At 51.2% G+C, this 22499-nt stretch carries 22 protein-coding genes and 1 rRNA gene; 19 read left to right on the top strand and 4 right to left on the bottom strand.

Features of this window, described 5'->3' with window-relative positions:
• The 3 genes from rrf to NK662_RS21070 form a co-directional block, all read left to right on the top strand.
• Positions 1-69, top strand: a 5S ribosomal RNA gene (gene rrf, locus NK662_RS24395); the annotation flags it as partial.
• A gap of 521 nt (positions 70-590) precedes the next feature.
• Positions 591-755, top strand: a complete 165-nt coding sequence (locus NK662_RS21075; RefSeq protein WP_254760943.1) for a hypothetical protein — start codon at positions 591-593, stop codon at positions 753-755.
• 62 nt (positions 756-817) lie between these two features.
• Positions 818-3553 (top strand): dynamin family protein, encoded by a 2736-nt coding sequence (locus NK662_RS21070; protein ID WP_254760942.1) that lies wholly within the window; start codon positions 818-820, stop codon positions 3551-3553.
• Positions 3554-3590: 37 nt separating this feature from the next.
• Here NK662_RS21070 and NK662_RS21065 read toward each other — a convergent pair whose 3' ends face one another.
• On the bottom strand, positions 3591-4205 hold the full coding sequence (locus NK662_RS21065; RefSeq protein ID WP_254760941.1) for a PH domain-containing protein: 615 nt from the start codon (positions 4203-4205) through the stop codon (positions 3591-3593).
• A gap of 269 nt (positions 4206-4474) precedes the next feature.
• Between NK662_RS21065 and NK662_RS21060 the strand changes: the two genes are divergently transcribed.
• The 7 genes from NK662_RS21060 to NK662_RS21030 are packed head-to-tail and all read left to right on the top strand — an operon-like array spanning position 4475 to position 10915.
• Positions 4475-4894 carry a c-type cytochrome gene (locus tag NK662_RS21060; RefSeq protein WP_254760940.1) on the top strand — a complete coding sequence of 140 codons (420 nt, stop codon included), beginning with the start codon at positions 4475-4477 and terminating at the stop codon, positions 4892-4894.
• 19 nt (positions 4895-4913) lie between these two features.
• Positions 4914-6788 (top strand): Sec-dependent nitrous-oxide reductase, encoded by a 1875-nt coding sequence (nosZ, locus tag NK662_RS21055; protein ID WP_254760939.1) that lies wholly within the window; start codon positions 4914-4916, stop codon positions 6786-6788.
• Positions 6789-6843: 55 nt separating this feature from the next.
• A complete protein-coding gene (locus tag NK662_RS21050; RefSeq protein WP_254760938.1) occupies positions 6844-7407 on the top strand; it encodes a hypothetical protein in 564 nt (187 codons plus the stop codon).
• Positions 7404-8681: a nitrous oxide reductase family maturation protein NosD gene (nosD, locus tag NK662_RS21045; protein WP_254760937.1), complete on the top strand. Its 1278-nt coding sequence runs from the start codon at positions 7404-7406 to the stop codon at positions 8679-8681. Before NK662_RS21050 ends, nosD begins: the two co-directional genes overlap by 4 nt.
• Positions 8678-9478 carry an ABC transporter permease subunit gene (locus NK662_RS21040; RefSeq protein ID WP_254760936.1) on the top strand — a complete coding sequence of 267 codons (801 nt, stop codon included), beginning with the start codon at positions 8678-8680 and terminating at the stop codon, positions 9476-9478. The genes nosD and NK662_RS21040 overlap by 4 nt, the downstream gene beginning before the upstream one ends.
• The gene (locus NK662_RS21035; protein ID WP_254760935.1) at positions 9471-10136 is read left to right on the top strand and encodes an ABC transporter ATP-binding protein; all 666 of its coding nucleotides are present in this window, start codon (positions 9471-9473) and stop codon (positions 10134-10136) included. Before NK662_RS21040 ends, NK662_RS21035 begins: the two co-directional genes overlap by 8 nt.
• Positions 10133-10915, top strand: coding sequence for a FixH family protein (locus tag NK662_RS21030; protein ID WP_254760934.1), 783 nt, complete (start codon positions 10133-10135; stop codon positions 10913-10915). Before NK662_RS21035 ends, NK662_RS21030 begins: the two co-directional genes overlap by 4 nt.
• 32 nt (positions 10916-10947) lie before the next feature.
• Here NK662_RS21030 and NK662_RS21025 read toward each other — a convergent pair whose 3' ends face one another.
• Positions 10948-12198 carry an MFS transporter gene (locus NK662_RS21025; protein WP_254760933.1) on the bottom strand — a complete coding sequence of 417 codons (1251 nt, stop codon included), beginning with the start codon at positions 12196-12198 and terminating at the stop codon, positions 10948-10950.
• Positions 12199-12345: 147 nt separating this feature from the next.
• Between NK662_RS21025 and NK662_RS21020 the strand changes: the two genes are divergently transcribed.
• From NK662_RS21020 to NK662_RS21000, 5 genes are all read left to right on the top strand, one after another.
• Complete coding sequence (locus tag NK662_RS21020) at positions 12346-13554, top strand: helix-turn-helix domain-containing protein (protein WP_254760932.1); 1209 nt, start codon at positions 12346-12348, stop codon at positions 13552-13554.
• Positions 13555-13936: 382 nt separating this feature from the next.
• On the top strand, positions 13937-14758 hold the full coding sequence (locus NK662_RS21015; RefSeq protein ID WP_254760931.1) for an electron transfer flavoprotein subunit beta/FixA family protein: 822 nt from the start codon (positions 13937-13939) through the stop codon (positions 14756-14758).
• Between the two features lie 13 nt (positions 14759-14771).
• Positions 14772-15785: an electron transfer flavoprotein subunit alpha/FixB family protein gene (locus NK662_RS21010; protein ID WP_438503648.1), complete on the top strand. Its 1014-nt coding sequence runs from the start codon at positions 14772-14774 to the stop codon at positions 15783-15785.
• Positions 15785-17080, top strand: coding sequence for an FAD-dependent oxidoreductase (locus tag NK662_RS21005; RefSeq protein WP_254760930.1), 1296 nt, complete (start codon positions 15785-15787; stop codon positions 17078-17080). The genes NK662_RS21010 and NK662_RS21005 overlap by 1 nt, the downstream gene beginning before the upstream one ends.
• On the top strand, positions 17062-17361 hold the full coding sequence (locus NK662_RS21000) for a ferredoxin family protein (protein ID WP_254760929.1): 300 nt from the start codon (positions 17062-17064) through the stop codon (positions 17359-17361). The genes NK662_RS21005 and NK662_RS21000 overlap by 19 nt, the downstream gene beginning before the upstream one ends.
• A 200-nt stretch (positions 17362-17561) precedes the next feature.
• Here NK662_RS21000 and NK662_RS20995 read toward each other — a convergent pair whose 3' ends face one another.
• Positions 17562-17744 (bottom strand): hypothetical protein, encoded by a 183-nt coding sequence (locus NK662_RS20995; RefSeq protein WP_254760928.1) that lies wholly within the window; start codon positions 17742-17744, stop codon positions 17562-17564.
• A 423-nt stretch (positions 17745-18167) separates the two neighbouring features.
• Between NK662_RS20995 and NK662_RS20990 the strand changes: the two genes are divergently transcribed.
• Genes NK662_RS20990 through NK662_RS20980 form a run of 3 tightly spaced genes read left to right on the top strand, consistent with a single transcriptional unit; the run spans position 18168 to position 20339 of the window.
• Positions 18168-19271 (top strand): toxic anion resistance protein, encoded by a 1104-nt coding sequence (locus tag NK662_RS20990; protein ID WP_438503647.1) that lies wholly within the window; start codon positions 18168-18170, stop codon positions 19269-19271.
• A gap of 23 nt (positions 19272-19294) precedes the next feature.
• Entirely contained in the window at positions 19295-20128 is an 834-nt protein-coding gene (locus NK662_RS20985) for a DUF3974 domain-containing protein (RefSeq protein WP_254760926.1), read from the top strand.
• Between the two features lie 46 nt (positions 20129-20174).
• The gene (locus NK662_RS20980) at positions 20175-20339 is read left to right on the top strand and encodes a hypothetical protein (protein ID WP_254760925.1); all 165 of its coding nucleotides are present in this window, start codon (positions 20175-20177) and stop codon (positions 20337-20339) included.
• 86 nt (positions 20340-20425) lie between these two features.
• Here NK662_RS20980 and NK662_RS20975 read toward each other — a convergent pair whose 3' ends face one another.
• Entirely contained in the window at positions 20426-22126 is a 1701-nt protein-coding gene (locus NK662_RS20975; protein WP_254760924.1) for a methyl-accepting chemotaxis protein, read from the bottom strand.
• A gap of 179 nt (positions 22127-22305) precedes the next feature.
• On the opposite strand from NK662_RS20975, the gene NK662_RS20970 reads away from it, so the two are divergent.
• Positions 22306-22473: a hypothetical protein gene (locus tag NK662_RS20970; protein ID WP_254760923.1), complete on the top strand. Its 168-nt coding sequence runs from the start codon at positions 22306-22308 to the stop codon at positions 22471-22473.
• Positions 22474-22499 lie beyond the last annotated feature (26 nt).

The raw sequence follows: 22499 nt of genomic DNA, 5'->3' as shown, positions 1-22499 counted from the left end.
GGAAGTTAAGCTCTTCAGCGCCGATGGTAGTTGGGGGTTTCCCCCTGTGAGAGTAGGACGTCGCTAGGCAACAGAGAAAGGACCGGCCATACAGGCTGGTCTTTTTTTGTTTTGTGGAATTCATGTGGGAAGTGAAATGGACATGAAGCAATACAGAATGCGATGGAACAAAACAGGAAGAGATGGAACAATTCCCAAAGTCACATGTTGAGCAATGGAACAAAAAAGTCGAAAAATGAAACAATCTTTTTCAAAAAGGAAACAACAAAATTGAAAAATGGAACAATTACTTCAAAACATGAAACAATTCCTGACGGGACCTGTCCCGCACTCACCATTTACTCTCTAAAATCAGAGAAGGATATGGCCAGGGAACAAAAGACCTCCCTTCAGTGTAAAGCCGCAGTGACTTTTTATTGCTTTGATACGTGAGCAGTTTGCCCGGCGTACTCTCTAAGCTTTTTAAAAGTGAAGTGTACATATCTGCTGATGAGGTCTGTGATGTATCACTCACAAAATACCGAACCCGTATGGCCGGACGATATCTATGCACCTGCGCTGCTTGCTGCCATGGAAGAGGAGTTCATTTCTTGGGGGCATTACGGGGATTTGCACTTGATCGCAGCAAGCAAGAGAAATTGCTGCATCCTTATATGGCTTCTTACGGGCACTTCGATCTTTACAAAGTATTGTCATTCTGTCTCGAAATTGAAAGTAAACTGAAACTTTTTGTCGAGAAAACTCTGTTAGAATGAGGAAATAGAGAGAACGTGCCCATAGAGGCATAACGAAATTTCAAGCTTAGCGAGGGAAAGACATGAAGCTGGAAGAGCAACTCATTCGAAAGTCGTATTATGAAACATTTTTAATGGGAACAGAGAAGGAGCACCCAGTTGAACTGCTGGGGCGTATTTATACGATGGAGCAAGAGAACGGATTAGCGGATCTATCCTATATCCGTTTTGCCCAAGGTGAAATTTATTATCACAGCAAGGATTTCGAGGCAGCCATTTTTAAATGGGAAAAGGTTGAGAATGAGCTGAGTGCCTGGGCCAGAAAGAATATAGGTGATGCCCAAGTACAGTTGGGGCAAGCGGATACAGCAGAGGGCATGTATAAGTCTGTTGTAACGGATTGTCCAACGCTGACAGCAGAGACATCTCTCCACTTATTCGACCTGTATGCAAAGCAGCATAAGGTGGAAGAAGCGTTTCAGGTAATCCGCACAGCGGTTGCACAGGATCCTGATTATCCAAATGTCACGGGTGTTGCCCGTGCCTTCTATGAGGAGCAGCAGGATTGGAACAGCGCTGTTGATTTGGCTGTACAGGAGGCTTTGCGTACAGGTTCCCTCTATTGGTTTGATGTGCTGCAGCATTATATTGAGGAGGGCTGGACTTCCGGAATGTCTCCTCATACGTTCCAGCGGGCTATGGATACATTATATTATGTGGACACGGATCGTTTCAGCAGAATGCTGGCGTCCTTCTGGAACAGCTATAGAGGAAGCGAGCTGTACTTCACATGGCTGCAATCTGTAAATCAGCTGTTCCGCGGCATGGATGTTGTCCCAGTGCGGCAGGCAGCGCTTTTACACGAGCAAACCTACGAAGAATTATTAAAAGGTGTGTATTTTGTAAGAGAGCTGCAGGAACTGGTGCCGGGCTTGCTCACCAATTGGCTGCGTCTGACAGAGCCACAGGTGGCATTGCTGCCAAGTGCTGCCGTGTTGGCATGGCACAGCATGTTTGCTGACAGCTTGGAGACAAGCACTGTTCAGCGGGCAGAAGAGCTCATTTCATCCTTGGCGGGCACCTACAGCCTGTCTGCCAGTATGCATCTGTTCCAGTCCATTTTGGAGTGGGCCAAGGTCAATGAATTGGAAGCCGGTGCCCGTCTTGGCTGGTGGGCACAGGAGATTATGGAGCACGAGACATACCGTGTGCTTGTGGCCGGAATTGGCGGCAGCGGCAAATCATCCTTTATTCAGTCTCTCATTGGAGAAGCTGTTCTCAGCACGCCGACAGCCGCTGTAACTGTAATTCGTGAAGGCGACAGTCTGTATATGGAGGAAATCACGGATCATGGTGTTCACTCTGTGGAGGAGCTGGAAGTATTTCAGGAGCTTACAGCCACGCAGCGCCGCAGCAAGATTTGTGCCTCGGTGGCATTGCCTTCTCCTTTCCTGCAGGAAAATGGCTTAACGCTGTTGGATACACCGGGCTTTGATGGACGGGCCGGGGCTGGCGATGTAGCGGAATATATGCAGCTGACCGACAGTCTGCTGCTTGTGCTGGACGTGAATGCTCCGTTTTCCGACCGGGAACGGGATATCGTCCTGCAGCTGCAGCAGAAAGTGCCGCATCTCCCCATTACTTTTATTCTGAACAAGATGGACACGATCTATAGTGAGGAAGAGGCCAGCCGCATTATTGAGGGAACACGGGCACGCGTGCATATGTATTTCCCAGGCTGTGCTGTGCTGCCTTATTCCTCACGCTATACGAGCAAGCAGCAGCTGCAGGAGCTATTGAGATTGATTGGGGTTGGCCGCGGCCGGGACATGGAGCAGGCACGGAATGTGAAGCTGCTGTTCCTTGTGCAGAAGCTGATTCAGCGGCTGCTGGAAAAGCGTGTCGAGGTAGAGGAGAGCTTGGCGGAAGAAATTCGTTGGAACGAAGACATGCTGTCTAAGCTGAAGATCGCGGTAGAGAATGTGCGTGACCTGGAAGATGAAAAGACACGGGCTATTAAACAGCTGTATCGTGCCATGAAGACAGACATGAAAAAGGGGATGGCTGACAGCATTGTGAATGTGGTGCGGAGCTGTGCGGATTACGTCAGGGAGGACAGTGATTTCCGCAATCTTGACAAAGAGCTGGACGCGGAGATCAACCGCAGGCTGCAGGAATATTTGCAACGGAAGGTATTGCCGCAGCTGCATGAAGCATTGGGTGAGTGGACTGGTTCGGCAGAGCAAGAGCTGCTGCAAGGACAAAGCCATATGAATGAAATGTTTGAAGCCTTCAACGCCCTCTATCAGGAGGAGCGCCTGCAGGCAGCCTGCGACTTTAGGGTCGTGGATGACTGGAACCGCGATGCTGACCGGATGACAATCGGCATTCAGCTTGAGGAGGTATCCATTCTGCGCCGCTTCACACCGACACAGCTGTTGCTCAAGAGTGCGGGCAAGCTGTTCGGTGCCATCCCGCAGAATAAAGCCATGCTGTACAATAAGTATAAGAAGTACCTGGAGACAGAGAGCTTTGAAGAGGCGGCTGCATCTGTCATTCAGCAGTTCTTCATGCAATTTGATTTATTTGAGAAGACATTGGAACGTGATATGCACCTGTTCTTTAAGCAGCCGTTGTCTGTACTGCAGGATGCTGTGGCCGAGGCAGAAGCGAACATGGAAGAGAAGACGGCAATTCTGGCAGAAATGCAGGCTGAGCCTGAGGTGCACCGTGACCCGCTTACCTTGTTTGAGCTGCGCCTGCGCCAGGCGGAGTGGATGATGTATGCCGGACAAAGCCGCACAGCTGTGCGGCTATGATGAAAAAAGCAGAGAGCGACTGGGCTCTCTGCTTTTTTCAGTTGTTCATATATTTTTCAAACACGAAGCCAAAATCCTTCACGTTGTATTGCTTGCGGGTCGCTGTCAGCCAATCAAACGCAGCCTGATTCAGACCTTTGAAGGTATCTGTCAGTTCATTTTCTCTTGGCGCTGTACGGCCGAGGGCAGTGGCTGCCAGCTGGAGGCTTTGCTCCGCATGATTCTTGGCAATCTCATTCTCATAAGAGATTTCCGCAATATTGATTAAGGATTTATACAAGTCCTTCAGCTCTTCCAAGTGGCGTTTATGTACGTCTATGGAGTAGTTGGCCGAGCCGATCGTGAACTTGACCTCCACATCCAGGTCCACTGTCCCTGCTGTTTCCAGCATGACATTGGAAATGCGGTTGGTGCTGTAGCTATAGCGGCGCAGGATGCGTTTTTTGCTGACAGCGCTTGTACCATCCAAATGAATGAGCGCTTTATTTGTAAAGCAGTACTCATCGGACTTGGATTTAATGAGGAAATAAATTTTCTCGTCGTCTTCATGCATGATGTAATCGTCAGCATCCACCTTATCAAAATCCTTAGGCTTAATAACCGAACCCACATCGCTCAGACCAAGAACATCTGCTGCTACTTTGCCGAACATATACATCCCCCTCTCAAGATCTTCATTATTCCAGTTTCATTATATCATGTTCAAATCTGTAAAATGTAAAAATATTCTATTTCCTGTATTGGGATGGTAGAAAACGTTAATTCCGTTGAAAAAGTAGCAATAGAGCGCATTTGCAGAACGTTCACGTTTCCTTCACCCATCCTTCACAAAGGAGCACGGGAGCGTGATGGGTATCACAATTTTCTTATTTTCCTTTTTCTATAATGAAAAGGAATCCAATATCAGGAAGGAGAGGGAGTATGAAGCAGACTGTGTTAATCCTGATTGTCAGTATACTTGTCGGCTTTGGCGGCGGATATTTGTTTTATCAGGGAAAAGCTTCTTCTGCTGAATCCCGGCAGACGGCTGCACAGCCGAAAGCAGAAGCACCGGCAGCTGAGACAAAGCAGACAACAGCCCAAGATGGGGACAGCATTTTCAAAAAGAAGCAATGCTTGACCTGTCACGCGGTATCCAAGCTGGGCCTTCAAGGCGGCACAACCGGACCGGACTTATCTGAAGCGTATAAGAATGTGGAGGGCAAGCACGGCAAGCCAATTGAAGAATTTTTGAAAGCACCAACATCCGCGGTGATGTCCGGTGTCATGAAAGGCAACCCGCTGACAGATGATGAGAGAGCACAAATTCTGGCGGCACTGAAGCAAGCATCAGAAAAATGAGGAAGGGGAGGAAGTCTGTATGGTTAAGAAAGCGGTTACAGCGGCATCCGGATTAGCTGTCGGGTTCCTGGCTGCCACAGTTTTTTTCGGCAATTTCTCCGGGCCGGCAAAAACAACCACGACAGCTGCGAGTGCCAAATCGAATGCTGAAAAGGTATATGTTCCATTTGGACAGAAGGATGAGTACTATCTATTTGCCTCCGGCGGACACTCCGGCCAGCTGTTTGTCTATGGTGTTCCATCTCTGCGCCAAATTCGCACCATTCCTGTTTTCTCCACAGATTCAGCAACTGGCTACGGCTGGGATGAGGAAACGAAAAAGATGCTCGGGGGCTATACGTGGGGCGACTTGCATCACCCGGCATTTTCTGAAACAAACGGTGACTATGACGGCAAGTACCTCTTCGCGACAGATGTGGCCAACAGCCGTGCTGCCGTGCTGGATTTAAAAACCTTTACCACAAAAGACATTCTGCAGGTTCCGAATACGAGTGGACCGCACTGCGCCGCCTTTGTCACGCAGAACACGGAGTACTTATTCCTGCCGACACGCTTCTCGGTGCCGCTTGGCAGCAAATATGAATCACTGGATGACTACTCCACGAAATACCGCGGTGTAATGTCAGCCGTAACATTGGATAAGGAAAAGACAAAGCTGAACGTTGCCTATCAGGTGGCGCTGCCGCCTTGGTCCTATGACCTGTCTGATGCGGGCAAAAAGGAATCGGCGGATTGGGCGGTTATGACAACCTATAATACAGAGGAAGCCACCACAAACCTGGAAATCAACGCTTCGCAGGCGGACCGCGACTACATCGTGCTGTTCAACTGGAAAGAGCTTGAGAAGATGGTGAAGGAAGGCAAGTATGAGGACGTTGGCGGACAGAAAATGATTTTCCCGGAAAAACAAAAGGGCGGCATTTATCTCGTTCCGGTAGCCAAATCTCCGCATGGTGTGGATGTAACGCCTGACGGCAAATATTTCATCGCATCCGGCAAGCTGGCGCCTGCTCTGACTGTATTCTCCTTTGAAAAAGCGATGGAAGCCGTGAAGAAGCAGGACTTCAGCGGTGAACGCAACGGTATTCCGGTGCTGAAATATGAGTCCGTCATGGAGCGGGAAGTGAATCCGCAGAATGCCCTTGGGCCGCTACATACACAGTTTGATGACAAGGGAATGGCGTATACAACCATGTTTATTTCTTCTGAAGTGGTAAAGTGGAATCCGAAAACCGGCGAAGTGCTTGACCGTGTGCCGGTGCAATATTCACCAGGACACTCCTCTGCAGCAGAAGGCGACACGGTGGCGCCTGACGGCAAGTATCTCGTATCACTGAATAAGATTGCCAAGGACAGCTATTTGTCTGTTGGCCCGTCCCATCCGGAATCCATGCAGCTGATTGATATTGCCGGCAAGAAGATGGAAGTCATTCAATCTGCCCCGGTCAACCCAGAGCCGCACTATGCACAGATGATCAAAGCCGACAAAATTAAAACGATTAACGTGTATCCAAAGGATGAGAACAATCCGCTGGCAACCTATAAGCAGGACCAGGCCCGGATTGAGCGCAAGGGCAATGAAGTCCACGTGTACGGCATTGCGATGCGCTCCAAGTTTATCTTCGACTCCAAGGCAAAACGGCAGGATGTCATTGAAGTCAATGAAGGCGACCATGTCTTTATTCATCTGACAAATAATGACCGTGATGAAGATATTACCCATGGCTTTGCAATCAACAAGTATAACCTGAACATTGAAGTGCAGCCAGGCCAGACAAATACAGTGGAGTTTACCGCAGACAAAGCTGGTACGTTCCCAATCTACTGTACAAACTTCTGCTCCGCGCTGCACCAAGAGATGACGGGCTACTTCTTGGTAAAACCAAAGCAATAAGAGCTTTCGGAACAGGGGGCAGCGCCTCCTGTTCCCTCAATAAGGGGGGCTTTGTATGAGAGGCAAACTGCCGATTCAATCATCTGTATTCCTTGTAGTGGCAGCCGGGTGCATCGGGGCTTCACTGTATTTTCCCTGGTGGGGGATGAACTTTGTGGCGCCGCAATATCCGGAGGGGCTGGATGTCATCGTGTATCCGACCAAGATGGCCGGCAATATTGACATCATTAACGGACTGAACCATTATATCGGGATGAAGCCGTTCAGCGAGGAAAGCTTTCCGGAGCTGACATATTTGCCGTATCTCATCGGGAGCATGGCGGCATTTGTGCTGCTGGCGGCCGTGCTGCGCAAATCTGGGGTCTTATATGGGCTGATGGGGCTGTTTCTTGTTGGCGGAGCGCTGGGCATCTATGACATTCACCGCTGGCTGAAGGACTTTGGCACAAATTTGGACCCGAAAGCGCCGATTCATATTCAGCCGTTTGTGCCGCCGGTTTTGGGAGAGAACCACCTGGCCAATTTCATCACACACAGCTACTTCACCACCGGCTCCTATCTGGTTGGAGCAGCCTTTCTGCTGATGGCGACAGCTGTCTGGGCAGGGAGAAGGATATGAAGCGCATATGGGGGGCTTTCTTGCTCGGGCTGCTGCTTGCATCACCGGCTGCTGCGTCCTCTTCTCTCCAGCAGCTGATTGATGAAACGCCTGCGGGCGGCACGCTTCTGCTTGAAAGCGGGACATATGAAGGAAATATAAGCATTACAAAGCCAATCACGATTAAGGGCAAGGCCGGCACGCATATTCTGGGAGACCAGACCGGGAATGTGGTGGCGGTGCGCGCCACAGGGGTTCAGCTTGAGGACCTGCACATCAGCGGAAGCGGCAAAAGCCGCAGTTCATCGGAGGAGTACGCGGCGGTGAAGGTGTATGGGGAAGGGAATGTGCTGAAGGACTTGGACATTACGGATTCCTTTCACGGTATCTATTTAAGCAAGGCCCATCATACAACAATAGATCATGTCACCGTAAAAGGGAGCGGCAATGGAGAAATCGCAGGACAAGGAAATGGTCTGCAAATTTATTATGCAAACGATACTATCCTGACAAACAATACAATCTCCGGCACGCGGGACGGCATGTTTTTTAACTATTCCAATCATAACGTTGTCACCGGCAATACGATCTCGAAAACAAGGTACGGCCTGCATTACATGTACTCTGACGATAACGAATTTTACCGAAATACCTTTTCCTATAACAGTGGCGGAGCCGCCATCATGAACTCCAACCGGCTGCTGCTGATGGGAAACAAGTTCATTTTCAATCAGGGAGCCCGCTCCTTTGGCTTGCTGCTGCAAATGGCGAATGATATTACGGCAGCGGGGAATACCTTCATGCAAAATCAAAGAGGTGTATACAGCGACCAATCGCTGCGGCAGACATTCCGGGGCAACACCTTTTTTCATAACGACGTAGGGGTGGAGGTTTGGGCAAGCTCACAGGGCCTGGAATTTCAGCAAAATGCCTTTGAGAAGAATGTGGCGGCGGTGCTGGCGCTGGGCGGCATGACCGACACCAAGTGGCAGGGCAATCAGTGGGACAGGGAGCAGGTGAATCTTGACTTGAACCAGGATGGCCGGGCGGACGAAGCCGTCACCCTGCAATCCTCGCTGAGGAATCTCCTGGAGCAAAACGAGATTGCCTACTTGTTTTTAAAAAGTCCAGCCCTACCTCTTTATGAAAAAATTCACGAATGGACCCATGAACAGACGGCTATGGCAGTGGACCCGGAACCCATGCTTGTCAAGCGGGCCATGCCCGTTTCTCTTGGATGGGGCGCGGCTGTTCTGGGGGCTGTACTTGTATGGAGAAGGAGGCTGTCAAAATGATGTATGTGTGGAAGGAATGGAAGGAGCAAACGCGGGGCAAAGGGCTCTGGCTTGCTGTGCTGCTGCTGTCCGCTGTGTCGGCGGCAGTATTCCTGCAGGCAAGGGGATTGCCGCCCGAGCAAGGCTTTGCGATGCTTTTGCTGTCGCTCTATGATATGGCAGTCTATCTGCTTCCCTTGCTTTGCCTGTTTCTTGCTTCCTTCTCGGTGATGGCTGAGAAGGAATCGCGCTCCGTGCTCATTCTGTTGACGAAGAACGAGACAACAGCCAGTTTTCTGCTGAAGAAAAGCATTGCCATTCATACGGTGACAATTGGGATTATACTCGCTCTATACATGCTCTTTTCCTTTATATGTAAGCTTAGCTTTTCCTTCTCGGCCGGACAGTTCCTGTCGTTTTTAATGGGGCTCGGTGTGCTGATGCTGATTTTTAACCAGCTGGGCATTCTGGTGGGCTACTATAGCACATCAAAAATGCAGGCCATCGGCTGGAATCTGTTCATTTGGTTTCTGCTGCTCTTCTTGGGAGACATGGTCTATCTGTACCTGTTGCCCTATGTCACCTATGAGAATGTGAAAATCTTTGCTGTCTTTTATTTCTTAAACCCGTTTCATGCGGTGCAATTTTATCTGGAGACAGCGCTCGGGGTATTTTCGCTGGAGCATACGTCCCGTTTGCTGGGAAAGTTTCTGTTTCTCTCCCCGCAGCTGGTATTTCCGGCAGCGGCGGTTCTGTGGGTTGCGGCTGCTTATGCGCTGGCCTGCATAGTGCGGAAAAGGAGGGTTATCCATGATTGAAGTGCACGGTGTCATACAGTCCTTTGGCAGAAAATCAGTTTTACAGGACGTATCCCTGTCAGTTGCCAAAGGAGAAGCATGTGCCCTTGTCGGCCGAAACGGGGCCGGCAAGTCTACCTTTATTAAAACAATTCTTGGCTTTCTGCCGCCGTCAGCAGGCATTGTGCAAATCGGCGGAGAGGATGTATACCGCAGCAAGAGCTGGAAGAAGTACGTATCCTACTTGCCGGAGAAATTTCAGCTGTATCCGCAGCTGACGGGTCTGGAAAATCTGCAGTTTTTCATCGGAAGCCAGGCGGACCAGGGGCAGTTGGAGCGGGAGCTGCAGGCAGTCGGGCTGTGGGAGGCGCGGCATGAGCGTGTTCATACGTATTCGAAGGGAATGCTGCAGCGGCTCGGGCTGGCGCTGATGCTTTGCTATAACACGGACATTCTCATTTTGGATGAGCCGACAAGCGGCCTGGACCCAATCGGCCGCATGGAGGTGCTCAAAATCTTGAAATCACTGGAGGGCAAGAGCATTTTGCTTACCTCTCACCATCTCGAGGAGGTACGCTATCTCTGCCAATCAATTGCCTATTTAGAAGATACAAACCTGCAAAAATATGAAGTGGATGACTTTTTCCGCAAGGTGGCGACAGGGGGAATGTATGCATGAAGCGGCTGTCTATGGTGCTGTTGTTGGGAATGCTGTTGGTTGGCTGCGGTAAGGAAGATTACAAGATTTCAGTAAGTAAAAGTCCATTTTTCAAGCAAGGGACCGCGGTGCCGTTTGTCATTGCCGTTGAGAAGGATGGAAAGAAGGCAGAGAGCCTGGATATCACGGGCCATTTGGAAATGGTGAAAATGGATCATGGAGAGATTCCCGTCACATTTCAGGAAACAGCGGCCGGTACATATGAAAGCAAGGTCACTCTGCCGATGGAAGGCGAGTGGGAATGTGTCGTGGACATTGGCAAGAGTGAGCAGGTGGTGAAGCTGAAGGTGGAGAAGCAGGATGCGGTGGCAAAGGTGGGCAAGGAGCTGGTGAAGCAGCAGGAGCTCTCCTTCTACGAGGTGCTGGCACAGCTGCAGCAAACGAAGGCTGACCATAATCAGCTGCTGACGCACATGATTGGGCTGAAATCCATGGCACTGCTGGCGAAGGAAAAAGGATACTCTGTATCGGAAGCGAAGGTGCAGGAGAAGCTTGCCGCTGGAAAGAAATCTTATAACCTGGCAGTAATTCAGCAGTTTGGCGAGGAGAAGTTCTGGAAGCTGGAGCAGCAGCGGATCGAGGAAGCGCTGCTTGCCGATCAGGTCATGGATGACCTCTATAAGCAGGAGAAGCAGAAGAGTCCGAAGGCCGGCGAACAGGAATGGAAGTTTAATGCGGCAAAGGCTTACGAGGAGTTGCTGGAATCGCAGGTTGGAGCGATTAAGGTGGAGATCTATTGAAGAGGGGCTGGGTGCAGCCCCTCTTTGTTGTATCAGCCGGCCTGCACTTCCGCCGGCTGTTCACTCTCTTTAACCTTCATCCCCACCCAAGCCGTCAGCAGCAGGCACACCCCGGAGCAAAGCAGAATGGCAGCCGTCGGGACGTAGTCAATCAGGAAGCCGAACAGCACCATGCCGAGCGGTGTGATGGCGCTGGCGATTGTTTCCACGAGCCCGAATACACGCCCGAGATATTGGCTTGGCGTCGTCCGCTGCACGAGCACCTGAATGGGAATGTTGACTGTAATGACGGTGATGCCGAATGAGGCCATGAGTGTCATGTAATAGGCAAAGACGGCTGTTTTCGGGAGGTGCGGCAGAAGGAGCGGCACCGCCAAGCCCATGAACAGCAATGCCAGTATGGTGAGGCCGACCCGCACCGCCTTCACCTTATCCGCAGTTTCCTTCCGGACGGCAAGCACCAGTGACGTGGCCAGCATACCGACCGAAAACATTCCCTGTACCGTGCCATATTGGCCGGAGGTGAGGCCCAACTGTTTTACCAATACATAAGGCAGGGCAATTGTGGAGGCGCAGAAGAAGAAGTTCACCAGGATGGCCGTTTTTAGAATGGAAAATAGAACGCGATTCTGCTGAACATGCTGAAAGCCTTCACGAAGGCTCTCCAGAAATGCCGCCGCTTCTTTTGCTTCCTGACTGTTGTACAGATAGAAGCGGATGAAGCAGGATAGTATGCCTCCCACCAGGAAGGCAGTTGCATTCAGCAGCATAAAAGCAGTCAGTGGAAGCAGGCTGTACAGGATTCCTCCAAGCACCGGGCCCAGGATGGAGGAAAGAGAGATAACTGCCTGATTGATGGAGCCCGCCTTTTGCAGCCGGTCATCATCCACCATGGCTGGCAGGGCAGCCGAGAAGGCAACAGAGAAGAAGCTGGCGCAGATGGCAAGCAGGGCGGTAGATACATAGAGAACGGGCAGTGAAATGGAAGACAACATACAGATTGTGAACATGAGCAGCATAACCAGTGCACTGATAAAGTCTGCACCGGCTACGAGAAGCTTCCGGTTCACCCGGTCCGCCACAGCACCGGCAATGGGACCGCAAATAATGCGGGGAACAGAGCCGCAGATGAGCGCCAGGGCAAAGCTGGTGCCTGAGCCGGTCATCTTCAGTACATATAATCCGGCAGCAAAGGTATACATACTGGCTCCAAATAAAGAGATAAATTTGCCAATTGTAAACAGCACAATATTTCTTGAGGCAAGAGCGAGCTGAACGTCCAATGAAATCCCCTCCAAAAAGTTTAATGTAATTAAACCCATTTTATGATAAACTTCCATAAAAATCCACAAAAAGTTAAATTATATTAAACTTATTTTTCGTGCAGAGGATGATATACTGGAAGAAACCATTGTAGAGGGACGATGCCGATGAAACTGTTGGGGGAACGCATACGTGAGCTGCGCAAGGCAAAAGGACTGACACAGACAGAGCTCGCCGGTGCGGAGCTGACAAAGAGTATGCTGAGTCAAATTGAAAATGGAAAAGCAGAACCGTCCATGAAGACGCTGCGGTATTTGGCCGACCAGCTCGGCTGTGAACCGGGCTATTTCCTGGAAGGAGAAGAGGCTGACCTTGCTGAGCTTGTACAGACGGTACGGGGTTTGGAAAAGCAGAAAGACTATGAAGCTGTGTACGAACTGCTGCAGAATCGTGCAGAGGTTATGCGGAGTATGAACGTCGATGCTGCCAGACTGCTGGAGATGCTTGCGACAGCCTGCATACGCCTGAACCTGGAGGGAGCGGAGGAAGCTGTTGCCGGTGCGGTACGGATTTACGAGCGGTTCTCGCTGTACCGCGAAAGCACGCAGGCAAAGCTGCGGCTGGATTTGAAGCTGGTGAAGGAAGAGAGATTTCAAGAGTGGCATGAGCTGCTGCAGGAGGTCAGAAGCTATTATGAGAAGCATACCGTGGCACAGGATATTTTGCTGGAGCTGAAAATCTATTATCAGGAAATGCTCTCGCTGCTCGCGATTGGCGAGTACGAGGCCGGACAGGAGCTGCTGCTGCGGACGCTGGCATTTTCCGAGGAGCATGAGACGTATTACCGAGCGGATGACTTATACCGGATTGCCGCGTATCATGCCATCGCGTATGGGGATGTGGAGGCATATGAACGGTACACCACAAGGTCGGAGCAGTACGCCGCTTTTACAGACAGCAAGCGCTCGCTTGGCAGCCTGGAGCTTGTCCGCGCCTTTTACTGCAATGAGGTCAAACGTGATCACGAACAGGCACTGCGGCATTTGGAGAGCTATTGTCGCATGCTGGAGCCGATTGACGGGCTGTATCAGCTGGAGAAGGTGGAAAGAGGGAAAGCCTTGTATCATTTAGGGCGCATAGAAGAAGCATTGGAGAGCCTGCAGGATATTGCAATCCCGGAAGGCATGTATCATCCGCTGGACCATGGCTGGCTCAGGACAGCGGGGGCATACCGCGCTCTTTGCTATGAGAAGCTGGGACAACAGAGTCAGGCGGTGAAGGAAATCGAGCAGACACTTCGTGAAGTTCGGAAGCTGCCGTCCTCCCCGTATAAAGCATTTATTCAAGAGACAGCAAGCAGGCTGGGCGCACAGTAGGAAGCGGGGAGAGAGGTTGACTCAGGTCATCCTCTTTCTTGTTTACGGGCAAGCCTCGTCCCAGAAACAGCGGAAGTTCATCTTTTAGCCATTGATGCCTCAGGAATCGCTGAAAATTTGTGAGAATTGTCACAATTACCCTGTCTGCTTATCCGTTATAATAAAGTTAATAACTGGAAGAAATGGGTGAGAAGTATGCGGGATACATCGTGAAGCCTGTATAGCAGACAAATCTCTATCGAAATAGGGATAAGTGCAAGGTAGCAAGGCGCAGTACTAATTGATTTTGTGCACTCATATACAAGTTAATAGAAACAGCCTTCCCCATCATTTCATTATATTACAGTGCAATAGAGTCTCGGAAAAAGGAGTGAGACAACGCATGCATATCGTCGTTTGTGTCAAGCAAGTCCCCGACACGAAAATCATCAAGATCAATCCAAAAACAAATACACTGGACCGCCGGAGCGCTCCGGCCATTTTAAATCCATACGATGCCCACGCTGTTCAGGAAGCCGTCAAGCTGAAGGAGAAATACGGCGGCACGGTATCTGTGCTGTCCATGGGTCCGCCGCAAGCTGCCGAGGTCATTAAAAAGAGCGTGGAAATCGGTGCAGATCAGGGCTATCTCATTACGGACAGAGCCTTTGCGGGTGCGGATACGCTGGCCACCAGCTATGCGCTGTCGAAGGCGCTTGAAAAAATTGCGAAGGAGCAGCCGATTGACCTCGTCATTTGCGGCAAGCATGCCATTGACGGCGATACAGGGCAGGTTGGGCCGGGTGTGGCCCGACGTCTCGATATTCCACCGGTGACAAACGTCATCGGCGTGTCCGAAGTGGATGCAGAGGCACGGAAAATTGTGCTGAAGCGGAAGCTGGCCCGCGGCTATGAGCTGCTGAAGGTGGATACACCTTGCCTGCTGACAGTGGAAAAGGAGATTAACGAGATTGAATATGCGCCGCTGCCAAATATGCTTCGGGCCGCACGCTATGAGCCTATCATTTGGAGTGTCAATGATTTTGAGAATGTGGACCGGAAGCAGCTGGGCTTGAAGGGCTCGCCAACCATCGTCGGCAAGATGTTCACCCCGCCCAAGCTGGAGGGCGGCAAGCGCTTCGAGGGAACAACCGCAGAGCAGGTGCAGCAGCTGATTGCCTGTGTGGTGGAGCAAAGTCAAGTTTGGAACGTCAATGAACGATAAAGGGGTTTTGGCGATGGAGCATAGAGGAGTATGGGTCTTCATAGAACAAAGCGACGGCGTCATTGAAGAGGTGTCGCTGGAGCTTCTTGGCGCCGGCCGCAAGCTGGCGGATAAGCTGGAGGTGCCATTGGCCGGGGTTCTGCTTGGGTATGAGGTTGAGGCGCTTTGCACAACCGTATTTGAATACGGTGCTGACGAGGTATACATGATTGACCATCCGGTGCTGAAGGATTACCGGACAGAATCATATATGAAGGGCGTCATGCAGCTGAGTGAGACATATAAGCCGGAAATTTTCCTGTACGGGGCAACGCCGAACGGCAAGGATTTGGCAAGTGCCGTCGCGACAGACTTGAACACTGGGCTGACGGCGGACACGACCATGCTGGATGCCGATGTGGAAAACCGGCTGCTGGAAGCAAGCCGCCCGGCATTCGGCGGCAATATTATGGCAACGATTTTATGTAAAAACCACCGCCCGCAAATGGCGACTGTCCGCCCGAAGGTGATGCAGGCTTTAAAGCCGCAGCCGGGCAGAACAGGCCGTTTGGTGAAGGAAGATATTGAGCTGTATGAAGAGGACATGCGGACGAAAATTCTGCAGATTGTAAAAGAAACAAGCAAGAAGGCCGCCCTGCAGGATGCCCATATTATTGTGGCCGGCGGCAAAGGAATGGGTGACGAGAAGAACTTCCAGCTCATCCATCAGCTGGCGGAGGTGCTCGGCGGCAGTGTCGGCGGCACCCGTGATGTGGTGGAGGCAGGCTGGCTGCCGCATGAGCAGCAGGTTGGGCAGACTGGTGAAACCGTCACGCCAAAGCTGTACTTTGCCATTGGGATTTCCGGCGCGATCCAGCATGTGGTCGGCATGAAGAACTCGGAAATGATTATTGCCATCAACAAGGATCCGAATGCGCCTATTTTTGATGTGGCCACCTACAGCATTGTGGGTGACGCGATGGAAATTGTGCCGATGCTGATTGAAGGATTCCGGAGTGCATTGCGCGAGAAGGCGGTGAGTCGATAATGTCGGAGAAGTTTGATGTAATTATAGTCGGTGCCGGTCCGGCCGGCACAGCCTGTGCTTTGACCTGTGCGAGAAACGGTCTGAATGTCCTCCTGATGGAGCGGGGGGAATATCCGGGCAGTAAAAACGTCATGGGCGGTGTCCTGTACCGGAAGCAAATGGAGGAAATCATTCCGAATTTTTGGGAAGAAGCGCCGCTTGAGCGCACCGTCATTGAACAGCGTTTTTGGATTATGGCGCCGGAGTCGATGGTGACGTTCGGTTATAAGGGGCTGGAGTGGGGTGAGGAGCCCTACAACAACTTCACGGTTTTGCGTGCCAAGTTCGACCAGTGGTTTGCGCAGAAGGCTGTCGAGGCCGGCACTCTTCTGATCAATGAAACAGTGGTTACGGAATGCATTGTAGAAGATGGCAGAGTGATTGGGGTGCGCACTGACCGCCCGAACGGGGAAGTATACGCGGACGTGGTTGTACTCGCTGACGGGGTAAATTCCCTGCTGGCAAAGCAGCTGGGCTTCCGCCGGGAGCTGAAGCCGGATGAAGTGGCGCTGGCGGTCATGGAAGTCATCAACATGCCAAAGGATGTCATTAACTCCCGCTTCAATTTGGAGGATGGCCAGGGCTGTACGGTGGAAATTCTGGGCGACTCCACAAGAGGCAATCTGGGGACGGCATTCCTGTATACCAACAAGGACAGTCTGAATATCGGGGTCGGCACAACGCTGTCCAGCATGATGAAGGCAAAGCTGAAGCCGTATGAGCTGCTGGACTATTTGAAGACGCACCCGATGGTGAAGCCGTATCTTGCAGGCGGCGAGTCTGCGGAGTACTTGGCGCACTTAATTCCAGAGGGCGGCTATAACGCCATGCCAAAGGTGGCAGGCAATGGTGTGCTGGTTGTCGGAGATGCGGCCCAACTGGTCAACGCCATTCACCGTGAAGGCTCCAACATGGCAATGTCCTCCGGCCGGATGGCTGCTGAGACGATCGTGCGGGCGAAGAACCGCGGCGACTTCTCGGAAGCAACGCTCGACCACTATCGTCAGCTGCTGCATGAGAGCTTTATTGTGAAGGATTTGAAAAAGTATAAGGATGCGGCGCATACGTTTGAGCACAATCCGCAATATTTCCGCGAGTATGTGCCGATGCTGAACAAGGCCGCCAGCAAGTTCTTCACAGTTGACGGCACGCCAAAGCGCGACAAGCAACGTGACATCATGAAGTCCATTACGGGCGAGAAGGGTACATTCACGGTCATGAAGGACCTATACCGCGCATGGAAGGTGATGAAATGAAGGCACAGACGATCGAGGAAAAGCAATATTTGGTTCGGTTTAAGGCTGACAAGCAATCACATCTCACGGTGTTGGATCATGACATCTGCCAAACGAAGTGCAAGGAGAAATATTGCACGCTGTTCTGTCCGGGGGAAGTATATAAATGGGAAGGCACACGGATGCATGTCGGCTATGAGGGCTGCCATGAGTGCGGCAGCTGCCGCATCGGCTGTCCGTATCAGAATATCAAATGGGAATATCCGAAAGGCGGGCACGGTGTCGTGTTCCGGCTGGGATAACGGGGAAAGGGCTGATTCGCATCAGCCCTTTTTGTCTTAAACAGCAATTTTGACCTATACCAAAAAAGAAGCTTGTACAGGAGGGAATATAAGAATAGAGGAAAAGAAAGGCTTGTCCGTCAATCGTAAGAGTTAGCAACTTGTGTGTGTGTTTTCACGAGTGGGGGCAAAAAGAGGCTGCCGGCAGTGCCGGGCCTGTTTTAATTGGCTGCCACGGCGGCGGAGGTGACAAGCTGGTCTTCCCGGGCTTGCCGGGCCAAAGCGGCTGCCGGCTCCCAGGCGGCTTCCATGGTCGGGTAGCACGAAGGCGGGAATAAAGCATTTGCATACTGGAAGGTGCCATCGGCGCGGGCTGGAAAAATGAACAGCTTCCAGTTCAGCACGTCTGTTCGTCCTTCTTCCGGACAGCCCTCTATGGCAATAATCCAATGGGTAAAGCTGTTGAGCTCATCAGAAGGGAAGGTTTCGAGGAGAGAGGCATGATCATGTGCACCGATGGGGACAGGCAGCTTCAGGTACAGCTCACAGTAATTTGGGAATTGGTTAATAAAGCATCACCCCTTTTTGAGAATGGGCAGCAGGTCTCTCTTTATGTGCAGCTGCCTTTCGCTTTGTATATGTATATGAGGGAAGGAGGAAAATCATCTTTCTTTTTCACAAATTCAGTTCAATAACTTGCTTTATATAGTAAAATATGGTATTTAGATTGCTCATCAGGTAAAATAAGGATAAGCACAGTGTGAATAGATTTGAAGCTGTGTGGCAACACCGTGTAATAGAAAGCCTGAGATGAGGGAGTGAGCACAGTGGAACAAAAACAGCTGCTATTCACAACGCCGCAGGAGGATTTGCAGGCGGCGGGAGATACGATTATTAGAGAAGAGGAATTGGCGGAGCTGAGCAAGGAAGCAGATCAGTACGTGCAGAAGCTGACGAGCGAGCATAGTGCAGACCTGTCTCACGTGCTGGCCCAGCTGTCTTCGCTCGGAGATAAGGAGCAGCGGGAAGCCGGCGAAACAATGGCCGCATTGAAAAGCCCGGTGACAGCCATGATGAACGGCAAGCACGATGAGATTCCCAAGACGCTGCTGGAGCTGCGGAAGACGGTATCCATGCTGGATCCGAACTCCATGCAGGCATCCGGCATGAAGCGGGCCATATATAAGCTGTTCCGCAAGAATCCGCTGGAGTCCTACATGCATAAATACCAGTCTGTCGATAAGCAAATTGAGTCCATTATTAAATCATTGCTTGTGGGCCGGGACAATTTGCAGGAGGACAGTGTCGGCCTGCAGATGCTGAAGGAGCAATCGCTGCAGAAAATTCAGGCGCTTGATAAGCAGGTATACTTCGGCCGCAAGCTGGCCGAGATGCTGGAGGAGGAGCGGCAGAAGCCGGAGCGCGAAAAGGACCGGCCGCTTATCAGTGATGCTTTGGAAAAGGTGCTTGTCCGGACGCGCAACATGCAGCAGGCAAAAAGCATCTTGCTTCAATCCATTGCTTCTATTGATATCATCCGGAAAAACAACGACAAGCTGCTGGAGGCGATCCGCAATGCGGTGACGATGACCCAAAATGTCGTAACGGTGTCCGCTTCCATTCAATTGGCTCTGTCAAACCAACGAAAGAGCATTGATGCGGTGAATGCGACAAACGATGCAATTGAGACAATGCTGGTCAGCAATTCCCGCGCTTTGAAGCAGAATACAGAGGAAACAACAAGACTGCTGGAAAATCCGGCAATCGGCATGGACAAATTGCGCGAGTCGTTCCAAAACGTGTTCGCGGCCATTCAAGCATCTGAGGAATCCACTGAGCGGATTATCCAATCCAGCAAAAGCTTTGTCAAGGAGCTGGATTCCTTCAATGATGAGATGAAGCGAAAGCTGATTCAGCAGGCGGCAAAATAGGAATCAGCAATGGAGGGTGAAAAGTGGACATTCTATCTTTTCTGTTGACGGCACTGGCAGTTATCATATTGCTTGGTCTAAGTGCTCTTGGGCTGGCATTCTTTGTCGGCCGCAAGCTGTTTCTATCATGGAAGCAGCCGTACAAGCGGGCCTCTGACTCCTTGCACCGTCTGCCGCACACATCTGTGCCCTTTTTGCAGGAATTTTCGCAGCATCCGGAGTTCCGGCGCTGGCTGCATCAGAAGGGGCGGCAGGAAACTGGGGCGCTGGCAGCTTTATTCTGTGCCGCAGATGAGCGGATGCGGGAGTATGTGCTCGCGGCGCTGCCGAAGCAGGACCAGAAACGGCTGCATCACACGGTGAAGCACAAAAAAAGCTTCTCGAAGGAGGAGCTGGAGCGGACGGCGCTCGTCGTCCGCTCTTACTTGGATGAGGAGTACCGCAGCCCTGCAAAGAAGCCGGACTTAGACTTTTATTCGTTATACTTTTACGAGGAGTACGGAGAAACGCTGCAATATATCGCGAAGCAGCAGAGGCTGGTGAATCCGGCCTTGCAGGAAACCATCACAGGCATGGTTGCTTCTGTCCTGCAAAGCATCCCGTTCTACCGGGAGCGGCGCTTGTATGAGCAGCAGCATAAGCTGGAGATGTTTCTGACGAAGGATCTGCCGGATATGCTGGGGCTTGTGGCGCAGCTGTCGCCTGCACAGCGACGGGACAAGGAGCAGGAGCTGGCCTCCTTCCTCATCAAGTTCCAAAAGGAGATTGAGGAATCGGAGAACAGCATGTACATCAATTTGGGTCGTGCATTGGATATCAAAATGCGGGCAGCTGAGGAGAAGCTTCACAAAAATTAAGGCTGGGCGGCCATCAATGGGCCGCCTTTTCACATGGGATTTTCCAATGAAAGAGGGAGAAACAGAGCTTCAAACCATTTTCTTGACAAAAACGGGTAAAAGTCGAAGGACGACTCTTTCCGCCAAGCTGTTTGGGACCGGGGAAAAGACAGAAATTCTGGTGGTGGCCCGCTTTGCGGCGGATGAGGTGGCCGATAACCAAGTAAATTAAGAGAGGCTGGCCAATAAGTTTGTTCGGCGTATGCAAAAGAGACCCTTACTGAATTCCGCAGGGCTTTCAGTAGGGGTCTCAGTTTTTTATAAAGTAAAGCGCTTGATGATGCGGTTCAGCTCCTGTGCCAACGAGCTAGTTTCTTGTGAGCTGCCGGCCACTTCTTCAATGGAAGCAGATGTTTCCACCGCTGCGGCAGATACCTCCTCTGCGTTGGCGGACATATGATGGATGGCTTCACTCAAATCATGGACAAGGGATACCAGGCGGGAGGAGGTGTCAGCCTCTTCGCGGGTCAGGCCTGCGATATCCTGTATATCCTGAACAGTCTGCCGGATGGCCTGCCGGATGTCCTGAAGGGCAGTCCCTGTTTCTTGCACGGTTCTTTCCCCTTGTGCCACACTTTGGAGGCTGGCAGCAAGACTCTGTACCGTATTGCGGATGCTGTCCGAGATCTTCCCAACCAGCTTTTCAACCTCCTGGACCTCCGCATTGGATTGTTCAGCCAGCTTGCGCACCTCATCTGCCACCACAGCGAAGCCTTTGCCATGCTCACCGGCACGGGCGGCTTCAATGGAAGCGTTGAGGGCCAGGAGATTCGTCTGTGAAGCAATGCGGGCAATTGTTCCGGTGATGCTTTGAATTTCCGTCGCATACCGGTTCAACTCCTGGACAGTCTGTTCTGTCTCAGCGGCAGATGTGCGGATTTGCGCCATTTTGGAAATGGTCTCATGTACCTTCTCCATCCCCTGGTCGGCAGCGGCAGTGGTTGTTCCGGCTGCCTGCACACTTTGATTTGTTTTCTCCATGGCCCGGTCGATCAGCTGCGCCAGGCTTCCAAGAGCCTGTGCCGCCTCACCTGCATGGACAGTCCCGCTCTCGGTTTCCGCGGCCACCTCCTCCATGCTTTGGGAAACCTGCTGGATGGCGATATTCATTTCCTGCAAGGAAGTAGAGGTGTTATGGGCATTCTCATTCAGGCTCGCGGAAGTACGCTGCAGCGCAGCAATCATCTCACGCAGATTTTCAGTCATGATATGGATGGTGTGTGCCAAGTCAGCCACTTCATCCTTGCTGGAAACGGCCAACGGCTCCAGCGACAAATTCCCTTCCGCCACCTGCCGGGCACGCTGAATGAGGGCAGAGATCGGCTTCGTGCGGCGGCGAATGAGAAAGACTGTGAGAAAGGAGGCTGCTGTCATCGGAATCAAACCCATAAGCAGGCCGTTCTGAATCACATCCCAAGTGCGGCTTTTGACAATGCTGCCGTCAAAGTCAATCACACTGATGGCAATGATGTCTTTAGAGGAATCATTGTCTTTAAAAATAGGCGCATAGCCGGACAGCCGGCTCATTCCGCCATACTCATATATCTTGGAGTACGCCGGGTGCTTCATGCTCTTCAGCATGGCGATTGCTTCCTTATCCACATAGAAGCGGTCACCAGCCTGAAAGCCTTTCTCCTGCAGATGCTGATCCAGCGCCAGAATGTTTCCGTCCATATCCAGGATGTATTGTGTTTCAAAAATGGCTTTGTGATTGGTTGTCCAGTTCAGCTGTCCGCTGACGCGTTCTGAAACGCCTTTGTCGCCCTTCAGCATTTTCTCTATATCTGCCGGAGCCAGCAGGCCGGTTGTAATGTTGGCGCAGCCATAGGCTTCAATGCCGGCTGCTTCATAAATTTTGTCGTAGGCCGTCTTATACATGGACAGGGACATAATGAGCAGGGATGCAAGAATGACGCCGACAATAATGCTTCCCAGCTGCCAGGTGAGTGTTCTTCGCAAAGGGCATACTCCTCTCAAGTCTTTTTTATATTATAATATAAAGATAATATACATCTCAATGACAGAAGTTGACAAGAAATTTCCTTGGAAATAGACATAGTTCTCCGCGGCGCTTCACATACTAGCAAGAGACAAACAGCCCAACAGGCTGTTGCAAATCAGCGCGAAGGAGGGGTATTATGGGAAGAGGGAAAGCATTTCATAATAAAAAGAAGGGGCATGAGCCTCAAGCACCGCAGCCGCCTCATGGCTCCATGGTGGAGCATGATATCAATGAGCATGAAGTTGGCGCAGAGGATTTGGCTGTAGTGAAGGAAACCTACAAGAACAGCCTGAAAAAAGGATAACGTATGATACGAAGCGAACCCCACTG

Source organism: Ectobacillus ponti, from assembly GCF_024294785.1.
Lineage (GTDB): Bacteria > Bacillota > Bacilli > Bacillales > Bacillaceae_G > Ectobacillus > Ectobacillus ponti.
The sequence above is the reverse complement of the archived record's forward strand: the minus strand, read 5'-3'. Positions and strand labels throughout refer to the sequence as shown.